At 46.9% G+C, this 17,511-nt stretch carries 16 protein-coding genes; 7 read left to right on the top strand and 9 right to left on the bottom strand.

What is annotated here, in order from left to right; genetic code table 11:
* Nucleotides 1-131 precede the first annotated feature (131 nt).
* Nucleotides 132-743, top strand: a complete 612-nt coding sequence (locus NST47_RS23550) for a hypothetical protein (protein WP_341157306.1) — start codon at nucleotides 132-134, stop codon at nucleotides 741-743.
* A 55-nt stretch (nucleotides 744-798) separates the two neighbouring features.
* On the opposite strand, the gene NST47_RS23545 is transcribed toward NST47_RS23550, so the two are convergent.
* Together NST47_RS23545 and NST47_RS23540 are read right to left on the bottom strand one after the other, a co-directional pair.
* Complete coding sequence (locus NST47_RS23545) at nucleotides 799-1,383, bottom strand: beta-class carbonic anhydrase (RefSeq protein WP_341157305.1); 585 nt, start codon at nucleotides 1,381-1,383, stop codon at nucleotides 799-801.
* 58 nt (nucleotides 1,384-1,441) lie between these two features.
* Nucleotides 1,442-1,777 carry an iron-sulfur cluster biosynthesis family protein gene (locus tag NST47_RS23540; RefSeq protein WP_341157304.1) on the bottom strand — a complete coding sequence of 112 codons (336 nt, stop codon included), beginning with the start codon at nucleotides 1,775-1,777 and terminating at the stop codon, nucleotides 1,442-1,444.
* Nucleotides 1,778-1,932: 155 nt separating this feature from the next.
* Here NST47_RS23540 and NST47_RS23535 point away from each other — a divergent pair, with 155 nt between their 5' ends.
* Nucleotides 1,933-3,453 (top strand): carboxypeptidase M32, encoded by a 1,521-nt coding sequence (locus tag NST47_RS23535; protein WP_341157303.1) that lies wholly within the window; start codon nucleotides 1,933-1,935, stop codon nucleotides 3,451-3,453.
* Between the two features lie 132 nt (nucleotides 3,454-3,585).
* On the opposite strand, the gene NST47_RS23530 is transcribed toward NST47_RS23535, so the two are convergent.
* The 3 genes from NST47_RS23530 to NST47_RS23520 all read right to left on the bottom strand — a co-directional run bounded on the left by NST47_RS23530 (nucleotide 3,586) and on the right by NST47_RS23520 (nucleotide 6,533).
* Nucleotides 3,586-4,413: an ABC transporter ATP-binding protein gene (locus NST47_RS23530; protein ID WP_341157302.1), complete on the bottom strand. Its 828-nt coding sequence runs from the start codon at nucleotides 4,411-4,413 to the stop codon at nucleotides 3,586-3,588.
* Between the two features lie 64 nt (nucleotides 4,414-4,477).
* Entirely contained in the window at nucleotides 4,478-5,524 is a 1,047-nt protein-coding gene (locus NST47_RS23525) for a FecCD family ABC transporter permease (protein ID WP_341157301.1), read from the bottom strand.
* A gap of 1 nt (nucleotide 5,525) precedes the next feature.
* The gene (locus tag NST47_RS23520) at nucleotides 5,526-6,533 is read right to left on the bottom strand and encodes a FecCD family ABC transporter permease (protein WP_076228863.1); all 1,008 of its coding nucleotides are present in this window, start codon (nucleotides 6,531-6,533) and stop codon (nucleotides 5,526-5,528) included.
* A 358-nt stretch (nucleotides 6,534-6,891) separates the two neighbouring features.
* On the opposite strand from NST47_RS23520, the gene NST47_RS23515 reads away from it, so the two are divergent.
* Nucleotides 6,892-7,899: an ABC transporter substrate-binding protein gene (locus NST47_RS23515; protein ID WP_341157300.1), complete on the top strand. Its 1,008-nt coding sequence runs from the start codon at nucleotides 6,892-6,894 to the stop codon at nucleotides 7,897-7,899.
* Nucleotides 7,900-7,999: 100 nt separating this feature from the next.
* Here NST47_RS23515 and NST47_RS23510 read toward each other — a convergent pair whose 3' ends face one another.
* The 4 genes from NST47_RS23510 to NST47_RS23495 form a co-directional block, all read right to left on the bottom strand.
* Nucleotides 8,000-9,817 (bottom strand): ABC transporter ATP-binding protein, encoded by a 1,818-nt coding sequence (locus NST47_RS23510; protein ID WP_445667479.1) that lies wholly within the window; start codon nucleotides 9,815-9,817, stop codon nucleotides 8,000-8,002.
* Nucleotides 9,818-9,884: 67 nt separating this feature from the next.
* Entirely contained in the window at nucleotides 9,885-11,651 is a 1,767-nt protein-coding gene (locus NST47_RS23505) for an ABC transporter ATP-binding protein (RefSeq protein WP_341157299.1), read from the bottom strand.
* 66 nt (nucleotides 11,652-11,717) lie between these two features.
* Entirely contained in the window at nucleotides 11,718-12,197 is a 480-nt protein-coding gene (locus NST47_RS23500; protein ID WP_341157298.1) for a MarR family winged helix-turn-helix transcriptional regulator, read from the bottom strand.
* An 80-nt stretch (nucleotides 12,198-12,277) separates the two neighbouring features.
* Nucleotides 12,278-13,339, bottom strand: a complete 1,062-nt coding sequence (locus NST47_RS23495; protein ID WP_341157297.1) for an FUSC family protein — start codon at nucleotides 13,337-13,339, stop codon at nucleotides 12,278-12,280.
* 309 nt (nucleotides 13,340-13,648) lie between these two features.
* Here NST47_RS23495 and NST47_RS23490 point away from each other — a divergent pair, with 309 nt between their 5' ends.
* The 4 genes from NST47_RS23490 (at nucleotide 13,649) to NST47_RS23475 (ending at nucleotide 17,461) form a co-directional block, all read left to right on the top strand.
* Nucleotides 13,649-14,662, top strand: coding sequence for an ABC transporter substrate-binding protein (locus tag NST47_RS23490; protein WP_341157296.1), 1,014 nt, complete (start codon nucleotides 13,649-13,651; stop codon nucleotides 14,660-14,662).
* 29 nt (nucleotides 14,663-14,691) lie between these two features.
* On the top strand, nucleotides 14,692-15,483 hold the full coding sequence (locus tag NST47_RS23485) for an ABC transporter ATP-binding protein (RefSeq protein WP_341157295.1): 792 nt from the start codon (nucleotides 14,692-14,694) through the stop codon (nucleotides 15,481-15,483).
* Complete coding sequence (locus NST47_RS23480; RefSeq protein WP_341157294.1) at nucleotides 15,473-16,324, top strand: ABC transporter permease; 852 nt, start codon at nucleotides 15,473-15,475, stop codon at nucleotides 16,322-16,324. Before NST47_RS23485 ends, NST47_RS23480 begins: the two co-directional genes overlap by 11 nt.
* Nucleotides 16,325-16,504: 180 nt before the next feature.
* A complete protein-coding gene (locus tag NST47_RS23475; RefSeq protein WP_341157293.1) occupies nucleotides 16,505-17,461 on the top strand; it encodes an aromatic acid exporter family protein in 957 nt (318 codons plus the stop codon).
* Nucleotides 17,462-17,511: the final 50 nt, after the last annotated feature.

The raw sequence follows: 17,511 nt of genomic DNA, 5'->3' as shown, positions 1-17,511 counted from the left end.
ACAAATCTCTCATAGTTTCATCGAAATTGCGCTATATGCTGTTGATAACAGATGGAACGTGTGATTGAATAAACAAGGCATGTATCTGCTTATGCAATTAATTTACTGCGATAATTTTAGGAGGCGATCCCATGGGGAATTGGCGGCTGCGATGGATTGGCATCAGCTTCATCATGTTGTTAAACGGGTGTATCCATCCAGCACCAGTCAGCCTCCAGCTCCCGGAAGCTGTAGTTCAAAGAGACGAAATCCAGAATGCGTTCGAAAGGCAAATGGTCATCTTATTTCAAAGCCTGATTCAGATGGATCGTCGTGAAAATTTGGGATTAAGCATCAAGCAAGCCAAAGAGCTGCTGCCGATGGTTGAACGCAATAGTCGTGTCGGAGAGCTGGAACAAGCGGATCAACTGCTGATTATCGGGCTGCTCTCAGCCGAGCAGAAGGGATTTGTTAATGAGTTTCAGGAACGGATTCGTATCAAGGAGCAGAACATGAAGGAATTCAAGAAAAAGGATCCTTCCAGTGTAGAGGAACGCGAAGCCATGATCCATGAGTTCGAAGTGCGGCGGCGGGATGCTGAATTTGACAAAAAGCCGTTGCCACCATCAGAGGAGGGTACCCGCGAAAACACGCCACACTCGCCATCTTCGTCTGGTGGACTCGGGAGTGGCAAAAATGTCGAGCAGCAGCTCATCGATTTACTTCAAGCGAAGATCAGGAAGGAACAAATACCTGAACGTTAATAAGGACTGTCTGGCTATAACGCCGACAGTCCTTTGTGTATGAAGAGCTATGGGTTCAGACGGAAGTTTTTGTTCCCCAGTCATATCCGTTATCTACGACGTCCAGCTTACCGGTTTCAGGGTGGATAATTAAACCGTGAACTGGCAGATTTTTGGGTAACAAGGGATGGTTGCGAATCAGCTTCACACTGCTGAGCACACTATCCTGAACATCATCGAAGCCTCTCAGGAATCGCGCCAGATCAATACCTGCATGATGAAGGGTTTCGATCATTTCCTCGGTTACTCCGCGCTCTTTGGCTTTCTCCAGTACCTCAGGCGCATTCAGACCGATCATGCCGCATTGATGGTGGCCAACAACGAAAATTTCCTTGGCTTGAAGCTCATATACGGCCACGATAATACTCCGCATAATACTTCCAAACGGATGGGTAACGACAGCCCCGGCATTTTTAATAATTTTGGCATCACCGTTGCGCAAATTCATGGCCCGCGGCAGCAGCTCAGTCAATCGTGTGTCCATACAAGTAACAATGACCATCTTTTTATCGGGAAATCTGGTCGTAAGATATTGTTCATAATCTTTATTATCAACAAACTGCTGATTGTGGTTAATAATGGTTGACATTAAGGAATCCATGGTACCCCTCCGATTATTAGTGTGCAGTATAACCTTATGCTGCTAATCCTATCTGAAATCAGTTTGCTTTTTCTCTTTTATCTATCAGCTGCATGAGACTGTTGTAAATTTGCCCGTTGCTCTTTAAGACATAGCTTCTATTGGCGCTGCGGTAGTCCAATGTCATGTTATCCTCAAAATATACCTCTTGTTTCTTTTCATACCACAATTCAAAGGGAGAACCGCCTGCTCTAAGGTCATTCTCTTCGGGTTTGTCGACGATCCACAAGGAAGGCACACCATTGGCTGAGCAGCCACAGCCTTCAGAATCAAATACGAGCTTGAGCTCACCCGATCCAGCAGGCAATTGATGAGTAATTTGTTGAACGGCATCGTCCGTAAATGTAATATGCATATGGTTTCCTCCATAAGTGTTGTGTGTAGCATAACTGAATGGATACGATGTGACATCAGTTTACATCCTTATATTTTACCACAATCTTAAAGGGTTTGCTTCTCTTTTAGTTAAGAAGTATGATCAATAGTAACTTGAATAAAGGGGGAAGTTCAATGACAACCAATCAATTTGAGCACAAATTGCATGAATTCAAGCAGTATCTCCAAAAAATGAAAAGCTATGAGGAAGCCATTGGCCTGATTTATTGGGATATGCGAACCGGCGCTCCCAAGAAAGGGATAGCTACCCGTTCTGAAGTCGTCGGAGTACTGTCCGGTGAGCATTTCAAAATGTCGGTTGCAAACGAAATGGGAGAATGGCTGGATTACTTCTCAGACCCGGAGCAGGATGCCAGGTTAAACCGTGTCGAGCGTAAGATTGTTGCCGAATGTAAAAAGGATTACGACCGCAGCAAACGCATTCCCCCGCAAAAATACCAGGATTATGTGGTGTTGACCTCACAGTCTGAGTCGGTATGGGAAGAGGCCAAGCACAATTCCGACTATGCTATTTTTCAGCCTTATCTGGAAAAAATCGTTGCAGCCAATCTCGAATTTATCGATTTGTGGGGATATCAAGGTCACAAATATAACACGCTGCTGGACATGTACGAGCCGGGTATGACCGTAGCCAAGCTGGATCAAGTATTCGGCGCACTGCGTGAGAAGGTAGTCCCATTGCTGAGTGCCATTCAAGCCTCTAAGCATAAGCCTGAAACCGGATTTTTGAAGCAGACCTTTGATAAAGAGCAGCAAAAGAAATTCAGTCTATTCATTTTGGGACAAATGGGCTATGACTTTGACGCGGGAAGACTTGATGAGACCGTGCACCCATTTGCAACAGGCTTAAATCCGGGAGATGTGCGAATCACGACCAGATATTTACTGGATGATGTGAACAGCGCTTTATTTGGTACGATCCATGAGGGCGGTCATGCCTTGTATGAGCAAAATATTTCGCCTGATTTGATCGGCACACCACTGTGCACCGGCACTTCGATGGGGATTCATGAATCGCAGTCACGCTTCTGGGAAAATATGATCGGACGTAGCCGCCCATTCTGGAATCGATATTATCAGGATGTGCAGAAGCATTATCCTGGACAATTTGACTCTGTACGTGTGGAGGATTTTTATCGGGCTACGAACGAAGTTAAGCCTTCCCTGATCCGAATTGAAGCGGATGAGCTGACTTATAATTTACATATTATGGTCCGTTATGAAATTGAAAAAGAACTGTTCAGCGAATCGGTTCGAGTGGCCGATCTGCCCGAGGTATGGAACGAGAAATATCGGGATTATTTGGGTATTGCACCCACTACTAATGGAGAAGGCGTGCTGCAGGACGTTCACTGGTCTGGTGGAGCCTTCGGTTATTTCCCTTCCTATGCGCTGGGGAATATGTACGCGGCTCAAATGATGAGGACGATCCGCAAGGAGCTGCCGGATTTTGATGGCTTGCTGGAGGCAGGGAATCTGATTCCAATCAAGGAGTGGCTGTCTGAGAAGGTTTATCGTCATGGGAAGCTGCTTACACCAACTGAAATAATTACTGAAGTGACTGGCGAAGAGCTGAATCCCGATTATTTGGTTGACTATTTCCAGGAGAAGTACGGGGATATTTACAAGCTGTGAGATCAGGTTGAGATAAAGCTGGGATTAGATTTAAATAAGATGGAGTTCAACAGGATTGAATTCAATGATAAAAGCCGGTCAAAAGGGACATAAGTCGCTTTGATCGGCTTTTGCAATTTCCTTCGGTTCTATTTAATGGACACTAACAGGCTCTAACGGCTGCTGTTGGGTCGGTTTAACGCCTTTGCCATAAGGGACAACTAATGGGGTCTGGAATAAGGGGTCCTGAATGATTTGGCAGGGCAGATCGAACACATCCAGGATGAGCCTTTCGTTGATCACTTGCTCCGGGCGTCCTTCGGCATACACCTTGCGGTCCTTGATCGCGACCACGTGATGGGCATAACGGCAGGCAAGGTTAATATCATGCAGCACCATTACGATAGTTCTCTGCTCCTTTTGGTTCAAATCGTAGAGGAGGTCCAGTACTTCAATCTGATGAGCCAGATCCAGATAAGTTGTAGGCTCATCCAGCAAGATCGTAGGTGTGCCTTGGGCTAATGTCATCGCAATCCAGGCCCGCTGCCGCTGTCCTCCGGATAGTGAATCCACAGTACGCTCGGATAATGAATCCATATGGGTCAATTCCAAGGCGCGGCGGACTTCTTTTTCATCCTCAACCGACCATTGCTGCAGCCAATTTTGATAAGGATATCTGCCTTGCTTCACCAACTGCAGCACGGTTAACCCTTCAGGAGCAGATGGCCCCTGCGGCAAAATGGACATACGGCGGGCAACCTCTTTGGTGGAGAGTGTGGCAATATCGCTGCCGGCCAGCACGACCTGTCCGCTCTTCGGTTTAAGCAGCCTTGCAAGCGAGCGGAGCAGTGTAGACTTGCCGCAACCGTTGCTACCGATAAATACGGTGATTTTTCCTTTTGGAATGGCTATATCTAGATCTTTGAAAATGCATGTATCCCCGTAAAATAAACTCAAATCCTTGGATTGAATAGCCGTCATGTTCAGGTCTCCTTATATAAAGCAGTATGGTTAAAGATTCAGCTACGCCGCAGCAGACAGTTGGCTACCGATTGCGAGTACGATAGAGCAGATAAACAAAAAATGGAGCGCCTATGCAAGCTGTAAACACACCAGCCGGAATATCGAGCGGCGTAAATATCGTTCTGCCGATCAAATCAGCGACCAGCAGCACAATGGCTCCCATTAGCGCGGATACTGGCAGCAGAGCACCGAAGCTTGGACCTACAAGCTTGCGGGCAATATGCGGACCCATCAGTCCGATGAATCCGATAGCCCCACCGAAGGCCACAGCCGCACCTGCGAGAGCTACACTGAAAATTAATAACAGGAATCTTTGACGTTGAACATGGCTGCCCACACTGCGGGCAATGTCTTCACCGAATTCCTGGATGTTAATATGTCGTGAATATACGAACATCAGAGGGAGCAGCACGACAATCCAAGGCAGCAGAGGGATGACAGATTTGGCCCAGGACACACCATACACACTGCCCGTCATGAAGGTCATGGACTGATTGGCAAGAATAATAGGGCCTGAAATCATCATCATGTACGACAGAGCGCTCATAGCCGCCGAGAAGCCGATACCGATCAGAACCAATCGCAGCGGTGTCACACCCTGCTTCCAGGACAATACATATACGATCAGAGCAGCCGCAAAGGCTCCAGCAACAGCAAAAACCGGCAGCAGATGAATACTGATTTTGTCAGAAAAGAAATAAAAGAATGAGACGGCTCCAAGTGTAGCTCCTCCAGTAATACCTACGGTATCCGGAGAGGCTAATGGATTGCGAATAACCCCTTGCAGCAGTGCGCCGGCAACCGCCAGAGCAGCACCGACCAATACAGCAACAACAATACGTGGAAGCCGCAGAGAACGAACAATCATCATATTGGAGTCTTCACCCGAACCGAATATGGAGCGAATCACCTGGATAGGCGTTATGTATACACTGCCGATGCCTGTACTCAGAATGAAAATCACGATTACGGCTATGAAAAGCGCTAGAGAAACGATTATTGCTTTTTTACTGACGAGAAACGAATACGCTTTGCTGCGAACCGTCATATATTTGCTGGATGTGGTCATTTTAGAAGCGCCCTCCTTTGCGAGCAATATATACAAAGAAAGGAACACCAATCAATGCAGTCGTCACACCAACATGGACTTCCTTCGGCATGGCAATAAAACGGGAACCTACATCAGCACTAACGAGCAGCAGCGCCCCGAGAACAGCGCAATAAGGGATAAGCCAGCGATGATCCCCGCCTACCAGAAAGCGCGCGATATGGGGAATGATGATGCCGATAAATACAACCGGACCTGCGAGAGCAACGGAGCCCCCGGCAAGTATGACAATGACTATAGCGGCGGACGCTTTAATAAAAATCGTACTTTGTCCAAGCCCCTTGGCAACATCGTCACCCATCGCCAACACGTTAATGTGCGGTGCGAGCACAATTGCGCCGATTAAGGCTGCAAGCATATAAAGGAAGACCGAATCAAACATCTCCATCGTACGCCCTGCAACCGAGCCGACCAGCCACACCAGCACCTGATCAAATGCTTTGCCGTTGGAGAGCAGAACTCCCTGTGTCAAGGATGCAAAGAAGGCAGTCATCGCTGAACCGGCAAGTGTAATCTTGATAGGTGTCAAGCCATCGCGCCCAATTGAACCTAATAGATATACGCCTCCAGCACTAATCGCTGCTCCGAAAAAAGCGATCCACGTATATTGTGTCAAATTGGTGACGTTAAAAAACACGACAGCCAACACAATGGCAAAAGCGGCCCCGGCATTCACTCCAAAAATACTGGGAGATGCCAACGGATTGCGGGTAATGGCCTGCATCAGAGCTCCGGCTACAGCCAGGCTTCCGCCGACAAGCGCTCCGATTAATGCCCGCGGCATGCGGGTTGTCTGGATAATGATGTGCTCGTTGGACCCATTAAATGCTGTGTAGGCTTCAACAATCTTGGCCCACGAATAGGTGTTAATGCCGAACTTAAGGCTGCAAACAAATGCAACTGCCAATAAGAGAAGGGCAATCACCAAGCCTGCGATTTTAAAGGGAGATGTTAGAAGTTCTTTTCGCATCATTCAGTCGTTTGCCTGCTTCCTGTCTGAGTTAAGCTTATTGATAAATAATAAGAAAAGCTTTTGATCGAAGCCTATTCGGTGAAGATACATTCGTGTCCAATAGGTTGCTTTTCTTGCAATATCAGAATACTCAGCTCTGCTGAAAACTTATACATTCTGATATTATAAAATTAAATGATCTAGCTTACGTATATTGTAATGAGGCTAGTGATCACCTGTCAATGACTTTGAGAATCATTATCAAAAAAAGATTGACAAGCGGCGTGTGCTTCCCCTAAAATAAACCGTGATAAATGATAACTATTATCATTTATTTATCGTGCATCTTTGATGAGAAAAATAGGGGGTTCATTACATGTTTTCTGGAAATGGTTCATTTCGAATCAAATCGGCAGCACTGATTGCCGTCGTTTTTGTATTATCTATCGTATTGGCAGCTTGCGGACAATCTGCGGCACCTCAGCCGGCAGACACGTCGAAGCCAGGAGCGGCACCTGCGGCTGCAACAACCGAAGGTCCTCGTAAAATTAAGCATATTATGGGTGAGACAGAAGTGCCTGCACAACCGAAGAAGGTCATCGTACTGACAAATGAGGGAACGGAAGCTCTGCTTGCACTGGGAGTTAAGCCGATTGCCGCAGTAGATTCCTATTATGGAAACCCTTGGTACGATCATATTAAAGCCGATATGGAAGGTGTAAAAAACATCGGTGGCGAATCACAGCCGAATCTGGAGCTTATTGCTTCATTAAAGCCGGATTTGATCCTCGGCAACAAAATGCGCCATGAGAAAATTTACGAGCAATTGAAGGCGATCGCGCCTACGGTATACACAGAAACACTTCGTGGTGAGTGGAAGAGTAATTTTCAAGTTTATGCGGACGCATTGAACAAAAAGGCTGAAGGCGATAAAGTCGTCAGTGCATTCGATAAACGTATCGATGACTTCAAACAAAAAGCAGGCGACAAGCTGAAGGAAAAAGTAGCGGTAGTACGGTTCATGGGCGGTAAAACAAGATATTATTACGGAGATATGTTCTCAGGCGTCATTTTCAAGCAAATTGGTATTCCGCGGAACGATCCGAAAAGCGATGAGAAATCGTTTGAAGATATTACGAAGGAGCGTTTGACTGAGCTGGATACGGCGGAAAAGGTGTTTTACTTCACCTACGATGTTGGGGATGGCAAAGGCAAGAAGCAAGAAGAGGAGTGGATGAACGATCCGCTTTGGAAAAACCTTAAGGTTGTGAAAGAAAACAAGCTGGTCAAGGTTAGTGATGCAACCTGGAATACATCAGGTGGCGTGAAAGCAGCGAACCTGATGCTGGACGATTTGTACAAAATTTACGATGTGAAACCATAATCGGATAACAAGCATTGGACAAGAAAAAGCCTTCAGTAACCACAATGTCGTGGCCTGAAGGCTCTTTTTTGTCTGAGTTTGAGTAGAGATGGACAACGGGCTAACCAGCCCGATTAAACTGGCTCGTATACAATTCGTAGTAGAAGCCTTTAACCTCCAGTAATTCCTTGTGCGAGCCGCGCTCAATAATTTCCCCGCCATTCATCACCAGAATGAGATCGGCCTCTCGAATCGTGCTGAGTCGATGCGCAATTACGAAGCTGGTGCGACCTTTCATCAGCAGGTTCATCGCTTCCTGAATGATCATCTCGGTTCTTGTATCCACTGAGCTGGTAGCTTCATCGAGAATCAGGATAGCCGGATCAGCCAGAATGGCTCGTGCAATCGTAATTAGCTGACGTTGTCCTTGACTGAGATTGCTGCCCTCGGCGCTCAGCAGCGTATCATAGCCTTGAGGCAGCTTGCGGATGAAGCTGTCAGCATTGGCCATCTGAGCGGCTTTCTCGACCTCAGCTTCGGTTGCATCCAGCCTTCCGTAACGGATATTTTCACGTATCGTATCCGAGAACAAGTAGGCATCCTGCAGAACGATTCCGAGCTGACTGCGCAGACTGTCTTTTTCCAGATTACGCAGGTTCTCTCCATCTATGGTAATGATCCCGTTATCAATATCATAAAAGCGCGTGAGCAAATTAACGATCGTGGTTTTGCCGGCTCCGGTAGGTCCAACAAGGGCTATCGTCTGCCCTGGCAGAGCCGTTAACGAAATGTGTTTGAGAATGGGAACCTCTTTTTTATAGCTGAAGGACACATCGTTGAAAATAACCTCGCCCTTGACCGCTTGCAGCTGCTTCTCCTGATCATGGGTACTTTCATATTCGGTTGGTGTATCCATGACCTCGAACACTCTTTCCGCACCGGCCAAGGCTGACTGGATCATATTAAATTGATTTGCCAGCTCATTGATCGGCCGTCCCAGCTGCTTCGAATAATTCAGGAAGCTGACAATAACACCGATGGTAACCAAGCCGTTAAATGCCATCCAGCCACCTACGGTTGCAACCAGCGCGTAGCTGATATTGTTAATAACGTTCATCACAGGGCCGATAAACCCGGATAAGATCTGCGCCTTGCTGCCGACATCCCGCAGCTTGGAGTTAATGGCATGAAACTGTTCCGTTGCTTTGGCTTCGCGATTAAAGGTTTTGACAACCTTTTGTCCGGAAACCGTTTCTTCAATAAATCCATTCAATTCACCGAGACTTTTTTGCTGACTGGAAAAATGCTTTCGCGTCCGTTTGGCAATTTGGCTCGTTAACAGCATCGCCATCGGTATGACCACAAGACTAACGAGCGTCAGCCATACATTCAGACTAAGCATTAAAACAATGGCTCCGATTACCGTCAAAAAGCTTGAAAGCAGCTGTGTCACCGTCTGATTCAAAGTGTTGCTCACGTTTTCGATATCGTTGGTCGTCCGGCTCATGAGCTCGCCATGTGTCTTGCTATCGAAATAAGGGAGCGGCAGCTGCTGCAGGTGCTCGAACAAGTCATTGCGCAGCTCCCAAACCGTACGCTGCGACACGCCGGTCATGACATACAGTTGAATCCAGGACATAGCCGAGCTGAGCACATACACACCGAGTAGAGAGAGGCACAGCCAGAGCAGGCCGCTATAATTTTGCGGAATGATATATTGGTCGATAGCAACACCGATCAGGTAAGGTCCGGCCAGTGTCAGGCATGTACTGCAAAGCGTAAGCACAACGATGGCAATCAAACCGAGCCGTTGACGCCGCAAATAATTCCATAGCCGCCGAAGTGTTCCCTTGGTATTCTTGGCACGTGCCTTCTGCATCATCATGCCGCGGCCGGGACCGCCACCCATCGGGCCTCCGCCCATCCCCATCGGAGGCATGCCACCAGGAGGTCCACCTGCAGGTCTTGCAGTGGTATCTTCGTGCCCGCGCTGCCGATTGTTATCGTTAGCCACTGACAACCGCCTCCTTTCCTAATTGGGATCTATAAATTTCCTGATAAACAGGACTTGATTCCATCAGCTCATTATGCGTGCCCTGAGCAACAACGCTGCCTTCATCCAGCACTACGATCGTGTCTGCCTCCAGCACGGAGGAAATCCGCTGTGCAATGATGATTCGCGTGCTTCGTTTGGTTTGATTTTTTAATGCTTTTTGAATTCGTGATTCCGTACCAAGATCAACCGCACTCGTGCTGTCATCGAGAATAAGAATGGCAGGCTGGACAAGGATGGCTCGTGAGATCGATACCCGCTGCTTTTGACCACCGGACAGGTTCACACCACGTTGGCCAATGATCGTTTGATAACCATCAGGGAGACTGGCTATATAATCATGGATCTGCGCCGCCTTGGCCGCTTCCTCAATCTCTTCCTGCGAGGCATTGGGTTTGCCAAAGGCAATATTTTCGCTGATTGTCCCTGTAAAGAGAATAGCTTCCTGCAAGACAACTCCAATTTCACTGCGCAAATGGGTCAGGTCCATATCACGGACATCGATACCATCAATACGTACTGTTCCTTCAGTCGCGTCATAGAGCCTTGGGATCAGGTTCACCAGCGAGCTTTTACCAGAGCCGGTTGCCCCGAGAATAGCGACAGTTTGACCAGGTTCAAATACGAGATTAATGTCGGTCAGCGCATTTTCCTGTCGTGTAGGCCCGTTAGGGTCCTTATCATCGGTGTAAGTGTTGTAGGCGAAAGATACATGATCAAATTCGATCTTCCCTGCGCGGATCACATTGGTTTGTGCATGTGCTTTGTTCGTAATTTCCGGCTCGGTTTCCATCACTTCATGAATCCGTTCAGCCGAAGCTTTGGCACGTGAAACATTCATCAATACCATGCTGACCATCATCAGGGAGAACAGAACCTGTGTGACATAATTGATAAAAGCGACCAGATCGCCTACCTGAAGCGTTCCTTGCCAGGTTTGCAGCCCTCCGAACCAAATAACCGCTGCTATGCTTGCGTTCATGATGAGCATCATAATCGGCATGATCAGCATGACAATCCGCGTAGCTTTAATCGATATGTCCATCAAAGCATCGTTGGATTTACGGAAGCGCTTAATTTCATAATGAGCACGAACAAAAGCTTTGACGACACGAATACCTGTCAAGTTTTCCTGTAGAACGGTATTGACGGTATCGAGCTTCTTTTGAACCTTACTGAATAACGGAAAACCCTTGCGAATAATGATGACCAGGACCAGAACCAGCAATGGAATAACGACTGCCAGTATCAATGCAAGGCGAGGACTGATTATAATTGCCATAAGAATACTGCCAATGGCCAGCAGAGGAGCACGTACCAGCATCCTCAGCGTCATCAGCACGACTCCCTGGACTTGAACGACATCGTTCGTTAAGCGGGTGACAAGTGATCCTGCCTTGAACGTATCCAGAACACCAAAGGAAAACGATTGAACCTTGGTAAACAAATCCTTACGCACGTCGGCTCCAAAATTTTGTGAAGCGGTACTGGAAAAGACCGTACATCCGATACCGCCAATCAGTCCAATTAATGCGACACCGAGCATGATGGCGCCTGTCTTTTGGATGTGGGCAAGGTCTCCTGTCAGGATACCTTGATCGACGATGCTGGCCATGTACTTGGGCTGCAAAAGATCCATATAAACCTCTAACAGCATGAACAATGGGGCCAGCAGGGTAGCTTTCCAGTAGGGCTTTAAATAAGGTAAAAGCTTTAGCATGTGTCAACTCCTCGTAATCATTGTAGACTGCTTCATGTAGTGACTTGCGCAATGCCTTGATTCCATTCAAGTATCATCGGATGGGGCTGATGGTTTCCCTGAACAATTCGTATCCCGATCGGTAGCCAGGTTCTCGTACACCTGCAGCATCAATCTGCGAAGCAGTACCTTATCCTCCTCGGAAAAGTTGCCAAAGCATTGGGCATCCATGGCGCGGAATGTTTCCCTGACCTCCGTATGGGCAAGCTTGCCTTTCTCCGTGAGATACACTCTCGAAACCCGCTGATCCTTAGCATCCTGCCTGCGTTCAACCAGTCCGGTCTTAACCATGCGGTTCAGCATGACTGTGATGGTAGCTGGCTGTATATGCAGCTGTTCAGCCAGCTCCTTCTGACTTTGTCCGTCCTTGCGTTTCAAGGCAAACAGCAGCGGAGGCTGGCCGGGGTATACTTCTTGATCCTGCAGCAGCTCATGCATCTTGTGCCAATGTGTCCGCATAACCTTGGAAAACACGAAATGCAGCGAATCGGACGTATAAATATCCATGGGTCACCCCTTTTATTTAGTCGGCTAACTATATTATTGCCACGATTTCGTGGCGGCGTCAATAGGTAAAAGTGAGCTTGTTACTTTTTCATCCAAAAAAACAGTGCGCCGAGCGGCTCTTTTTCATCTTGCCCGCGATTGAACTGTTCGATCAGCTTGTCGAGTCGGGCGATTTGTATACAGTAATCGTACATTCCAGCAGCAACGATGGAAAGTCGTAAAACATCCTTATGACCCTGGGTGTAGCTCGCAATCATCGTCTCCATAAACTGGTCGTTAGCCTCTTCCATTTTGGAGGCTTCGGAAATTTCCGGTTTGAGCATATTTTCAAACTTAAGCAGTACATGCTCATGGTATTTAATCAGCTTTTCCAAATGTTGATCAAAATAAAGATTTGTTTCCGCTGTCCGTGTTGACCTGAAGTAGTGCTGTTCGACAGATTCTAGCGTTTCCAAGCCCTTTTGCAGCGTAAGCAGCATTTGTTTGAATACGACCAGATGCTGTGAAGTGCTGTATTTGGCGCGTTTTAGCTTCTTGAGCTCTTCCTCAAACAAATTATATTTGGCCGAGAGCGATTTGAACGAGTCCTCCAACGCCTGCAGCTCATCACGGAATACCTTTTCCTTGATTTCATCGGATACAGCAGTCCGCAGCAGCAGTGACATTTTGGCGAATACGGTATGAATTTGTTTCACGATCTGTTCCTTCGGATTCGGCGGGAAAAACAGGATATTGATTAGAAAAGCCGAGCCAATTCCGATCAAGCTGAGTAAAAAGCGATTGAGCGCGAAATCCCACTGACCAGACGCCTCCATAACCGCGATGACCGTGACCAGAGTCAGACCGATCGTTTCTTCCATTTTGAGCTTCAGGCAAATCATAATAACGAGAATACAAACAAGTCCAATTGCTATCGGTTCCTTCGATAAAAAAGTACCTGCAAGCATGGCTAATGCAGCACCAAGCGTATTGGTCTGAATTTGATCCAAAAAATAGCGCCACGACCGATAAATAGATGGCTGCATCGCAAATATCGCGGCTACTGCGGCAATAACCGGAAGTGAAAAGTGCAGCCAAATACTAATGTAGAGGGACAACGTCACTGCGATCCCTGTTTTTAATACTCTTGCGCCAAAAGACATGGTTAGCCCCTCCTGAAAATTTTCGTAGAAAACTTACTTTGTAAGTCTCCATCCTCTATGTATTTTCTTAAGAGATAAGAATGTATAAGTTTTCAGCGAAGCTGAACGATTCTTACCTCGCAAGAAAAGCTACATGTAAAACACGGATGTATCTTCACCGAATCGGCTTCGATCAGAAGCTTTTCTTATCATACACAGGTTGGGCCGTGATTTGCAAAAATAAAGTCTTCTTATATATCTTTAACCTTTTTATAGGCTGCCGCATACGATAAAGCATTCAAAGAAGCATGAATATGGAGGGACTGGCCTATGAACAAGAAAAGCTTAGGCATCATACTTACGGTCACGCTGATACTATCCTTGCTGATAACGGCATGCGGACCGAAAAAAGCGGAAGAGAAAACGAAGGTAAGAATTGGTGAAGTCACCAGGTCCATCTTTTATGCTCCACAGTATGTAGCCATATCCAAAGGTTTTTTTGCAGAGCAGGGACTGGATGTGGAGCTTACGACAACTCCGGGTGGAGACAAAACGATGACAGCCTTGCTTTCAGGCGGTATTGACGTAGCTCTTGTCGGCTCTGAAACTTCGATCTATGTCCAGCAGCAGGGAAGTGGAGACCCGGTAATTAATTTCTCTCAGCTGACCCAAACGGACGGTACTTTTCTCGTTACACGCAAGCCCCTGCAGGGTAAGTTTGATTGGAGTCAGCTAAAAGGCAGTGTGTTTCTTGGTCAGCGTGTAGGCGGCATGCCGCAAATGGCTGGTGAATTCACATTGAAGAAGTATGGCATTAATCCCAAGCAGGATTTAAATCTGATCCAGAATATCGATTTTGCCAATATTCCATCGGCGTTTGTATCCGGTACGGGGGATTATGTGCAGTTGTTTGAGCCTCAGGCGACGATGCTGGAAAAGGAAGGAAAGGGTTATGTGATTGCATCCTTCGGTGTGGAAAGCGGTAAGCTGCCTTATACGGCATTTATGGCTAAGCAAAGCTATATCAACAAAAGCAAGGATACGATCCAGAAATTCGCCAATGCCATTCAAAAAGCGCAGAATTGGGTAGCTTCTGCCAGTGTGGACGATATTTCCAAAGCAATCAGCTCCTATTTCCCGGATACCCAAAGTGAGATTATTCAAGGTGTCGTTAAACGTTATAAGGACCAAGGCTCCTTTGCCACAGATGGACTGATCGACGAGCAGGAATGGAATAACCTGCAGGATGTTATGCAAGCAGCAGGGGAATTGAAGCAGCGTGCCGATTATAAGACGTTGGTCAATAATCAATTCGCTGAGCAAGCCAAACAATCGGTGAAATGAACCCAAAATACACTTTGGAGGGGTGGAATATGCGGCCGGATACAGTAGTTCTTCAAGATGTCTCCCATGTTTATGTGAACAATCGCGGCGCCTTTCTTGCAGTGGAGCATATGAACCTGAATGTAGCGCAGGGGGAGTTTGTCAGCTTGATAGGGCCAAGTGGATGTGGAAAAACAACGCTGCTGTCGCTCGTCAGCGGGCTTATCAAACCCACCGCAGGAACGGTATATGTTACAGGTGAGCCTGTAAGCCAGCCTACCTCCAAAGTCGGCTATATGCTGCAGCAGGATTACTTGTTTCCTTGGCGTACGATCTACGAAAATGCGTCCATAGGTCTTGAATTGATGGGTCGGAACACTGCCGCGGATAAGGAAATCGTAAATCAGCTGCTGGATGACATGGGTTTATCGCGTGCTATCGGCAGCTATCCGCATCAGTTGTCTGGAGGCATGCGTCAGCGTGTGGCGCTGGTACGAACCTTGGCGACCGAGCCCGATATATTACTGCTTGATGAACCGTTCTCGGCACTTGATTATCAGACCAAGCTGCAGCTGGAAGATTTGGTTGCCAGCACACTGGGTGCATTGAATAAAACGGTAATATTGGTCACTCATGATATCACAGAGGCAATCGCCATGAGTGATCGGATTATTGTGCTGCAGGCAAATCCGGGGCGGATAAGGACTGAAGTTGAGGTACCAACCGCGATTCGCCAAGCGCTTCCTTTAACAGCCCGTGAGCAATCAGGTTTTCATGAGCTGTTCCATGAGCTGTGGAAGCATCTGGAGGAGAAGGAGGTGCATCTTGCAGATGAAGGATGAAGCAGTTAAGCAGCTCTGTACAACTGAACAAGCAGGCTTCACAGCTCAATTAGCGGAGCAGGAGCTTGGACGATTCAGGAAGAATGCAAGGCGAATCACCTGGATTGCCCGATTCACGCAATTATTGATTCTGGTCGTATTCATGGTGTGGTGGGAATTGGCAGGCAGGTTGCAATGGATCGACGCGTTATTGTTCAGCTACCCGAGCCGGATAGCGGTACTTCTATACAGCAAGGCAGTGGACGGCTCTATATTCATCCATCTGCAGGTAACCATTTGGGAAACGATCATTGGATTTGTTCTGGGGACATTATTTGGCACAGCGGCTGCAGCGATAATTTGGTGGTCGCCTTTTTTGTCCCGTGTGCTTGATCCTTATATTGTCGTGCTTAATAGTTTGCCGAAGGTAGCATTAGGACCACTATTTATTGTTGCTTTTGGTGCCGGGCAATTCGCCATTATTGCAACAACTTTATCCTTGACCGTGATCATTACACTTCTTGTTGTGTCTAACAGCTTTAAAGAGGTAGATTCGAATTACTCCAAGGTTGTCAAGATCTTCGGGGGGACACGCGGACATATATTTCAGAAGGTTATCCTGCCTGCCACATATCCAACCATTCTTTCCACGTTAAAAGTCAATGTCGGACTTTCCTGGGTCGGTGTGATCGTAGGAGAGTTTCTTGTTTCCAAAGAAGGACTTGGTTATTTAATTATTTATGGGTTTCAAGTATTTAATTTTACGCTGGTCATCGGGAGTGTGATCCTGATAGCTATAGCAGCTGCTGTTATGTATCAAGGTGTAGCCTTTCTGGAGCGAAAGCTGATGGGGCGTAGGTAGAAGGTAGAAGGTAGTAAGATGAGTGAAGAGGCTGATAGAACTTGTGCAGCGTTTATACGGATGATCTAATACAGGTTGAATCGTTGACAGATTAAAGATAAGATAATTCATAATCTTATCTTTTTTGTCGTTACAGCACTATCGATGTCGGCACACTTCATAACACTACCGGAGGATCTAATGGGAATTCGAATTATGAAGACGGCTGCAGCTGTCATAGCAGCTATCTATTTGGCTCATTTATTAGGCTTACATAGTCCTAACGCGGCAGGCTTATTAGCGATCCTCGGTATTGATGTTACCAAAAAAAGGGGACTGCAAACGTCATTCCAACGGTTGATTGCTTCATCCATTGGACTTTTTGTCGCAGTTATTTTATTCTGGCTATTGGGATTTGAGGTGTGGGTGGCCGGACTGTTTGTGCTTATTTTGTATCCGATCCTCTCCCGTCTTAAATTAAAAGAAGGCATTGTCACAAGCTCTGTTATTATGTTTCATATTTTTAACGAGCAGAGATACGGCTTCGATCTGATTGTTAATGAGATCGCTTTACTGCTGGTAGGTCTGGGTACGGCTACCTTGATCAATATAGTTTATATGCCCAAGGCGGATAAACAATTATCGGACTTGCGGGCCAGACTGGAAAGCTGTTTTTCTCATATTTTTTCTGAAATAGCCAATCATTTACGGGATAACGGACACATTTGGAGCGGAAGCGAGCTCTTGGAGGCACATGATATCGTACAGGATGCACTGTTGATAGCTCGGCGCAATCAAGAGAATTCGTTACTGCAAGAGGACGCCTTATGGATGGTATATTTCTATATGCGCAAACAGCATCTGGATTCGATTGACAGGATGCTGGAGTACGTGGCACAGGTGTACCAGACGCTGCCTCACGGTGAGCTGCTAGCGTCCGTATTTGACGAATTAAGCGAGGATGTCAAGGTTGAGTATTACACGGGCAGGTCTGAGAGTAAGCTTCGTGTTCTGCAGGGGGAATTTCGTCAAATGCCCTTGCCTGTAACCCGTATTGAATTTGAAGTGCGGGCCGCTCTGCTGCAGTTGGCCGTAGAGCTGGACGCCTTCCTGGCCGTAGCAAAGCGGGAGAAGAAACAAAAAGCAGCCGCTCAATGAGCAGCTGCCGGATCATGCGAAGATGAATTCCTTCATGGATGATGCCTTCT

This window comes from Paenibacillus sp. FSL H8-0034 (genome assembly GCF_038000305.1).
GTDB lineage: Bacteria > Bacillota > Bacilli > Paenibacillales > NBRC-103111 > Paenibacillus_S.
Note: the sequence above shows the minus strand (reverse complement) of the source record. Positions and strands in the feature narration are given on the sequence as shown.

Excerpts from the sequence above, each read along its gene's own strand:
- NST47_RS23550 (WP_341157306.1), top strand. The coding sequence starts at position 132 with ATGGGGAATTGGCGGCTGCGATGGATTGGCATCAGCTTCATCATGTTG.
- NST47_RS23545 (WP_341157305.1), bottom strand. The coding sequence starts at position 1,383 with ATGGATTCCTTAATGTCAACCATTATTAACCACAATCAGCAGTTTGTT.
- NST47_RS23540 (WP_341157304.1), bottom strand. The coding sequence starts at position 1,777 with ATGCATATTACATTTACGGACGATGCCGTTCAACAAATTACTCATCAA.
- NST47_RS23535 (WP_341157303.1), top strand. The coding sequence starts at position 1,933 with ATGACAACCAATCAATTTGAGCACAAATTGCATGAATTCAAGCAGTAT.
- NST47_RS23530 (WP_341157302.1), bottom strand. The coding sequence starts at position 4,413 with ATGACGGCTATTCAATCCAAGGATTTGAGTTTATTTTACGGGGATACA.
- NST47_RS23525 (WP_341157301.1), bottom strand. The coding sequence starts at position 5,524 with ATGACCACATCCAGCAAATATATGACGGTTCGCAGCAAAGCGTATTCG.
- NST47_RS23520 (WP_076228863.1), bottom strand. The coding sequence starts at position 6,533 with ATGCGAAAAGAACTTCTAACATCTCCCTTTAAAATCGCAGGCTTGGTG.
- NST47_RS23515 (WP_341157300.1), top strand. The coding sequence starts at position 6,892 with ATGTTTTCTGGAAATGGTTCATTTCGAATCAAATCGGCAGCACTGATT.
- NST47_RS23510 (WP_445667479.1), bottom strand. The coding sequence starts at position 9,817 with ATGCCTCCGATGGGGATGGGCGGAGGCCCGATGGGTGGCGGTCCCGGC.
- NST47_RS23505 (WP_341157299.1), bottom strand. The coding sequence starts at position 11,651 with ATGCTAAAGCTTTTACCTTATTTAAAGCCCTACTGGAAAGCTACCCTG.
- NST47_RS23500 (WP_341157298.1), bottom strand. The coding sequence starts at position 12,197 with ATGGATATTTATACGTCCGATTCGCTGCATTTCGTGTTTTCCAAGGTT.
- NST47_RS23495 (WP_341157297.1), bottom strand. The coding sequence starts at position 13,339 with ATGTCTTTTGGCGCAAGAGTATTAAAAACAGGGATCGCAGTGACGTTG.
- NST47_RS23490 (WP_341157296.1), top strand. The coding sequence starts at position 13,649 with ATGAACAAGAAAAGCTTAGGCATCATACTTACGGTCACGCTGATACTA.
- NST47_RS23485 (WP_341157295.1), top strand. The coding sequence starts at position 14,692 with ATGCGGCCGGATACAGTAGTTCTTCAAGATGTCTCCCATGTTTATGTG.
- NST47_RS23480 (WP_341157294.1), top strand. The coding sequence starts at position 15,473 with ATGAAGGATGAAGCAGTTAAGCAGCTCTGTACAACTGAACAAGCAGGC.
- NST47_RS23475 (WP_341157293.1), top strand. The coding sequence starts at position 16,505 with ATGGGAATTCGAATTATGAAGACGGCTGCAGCTGTCATAGCAGCTATC.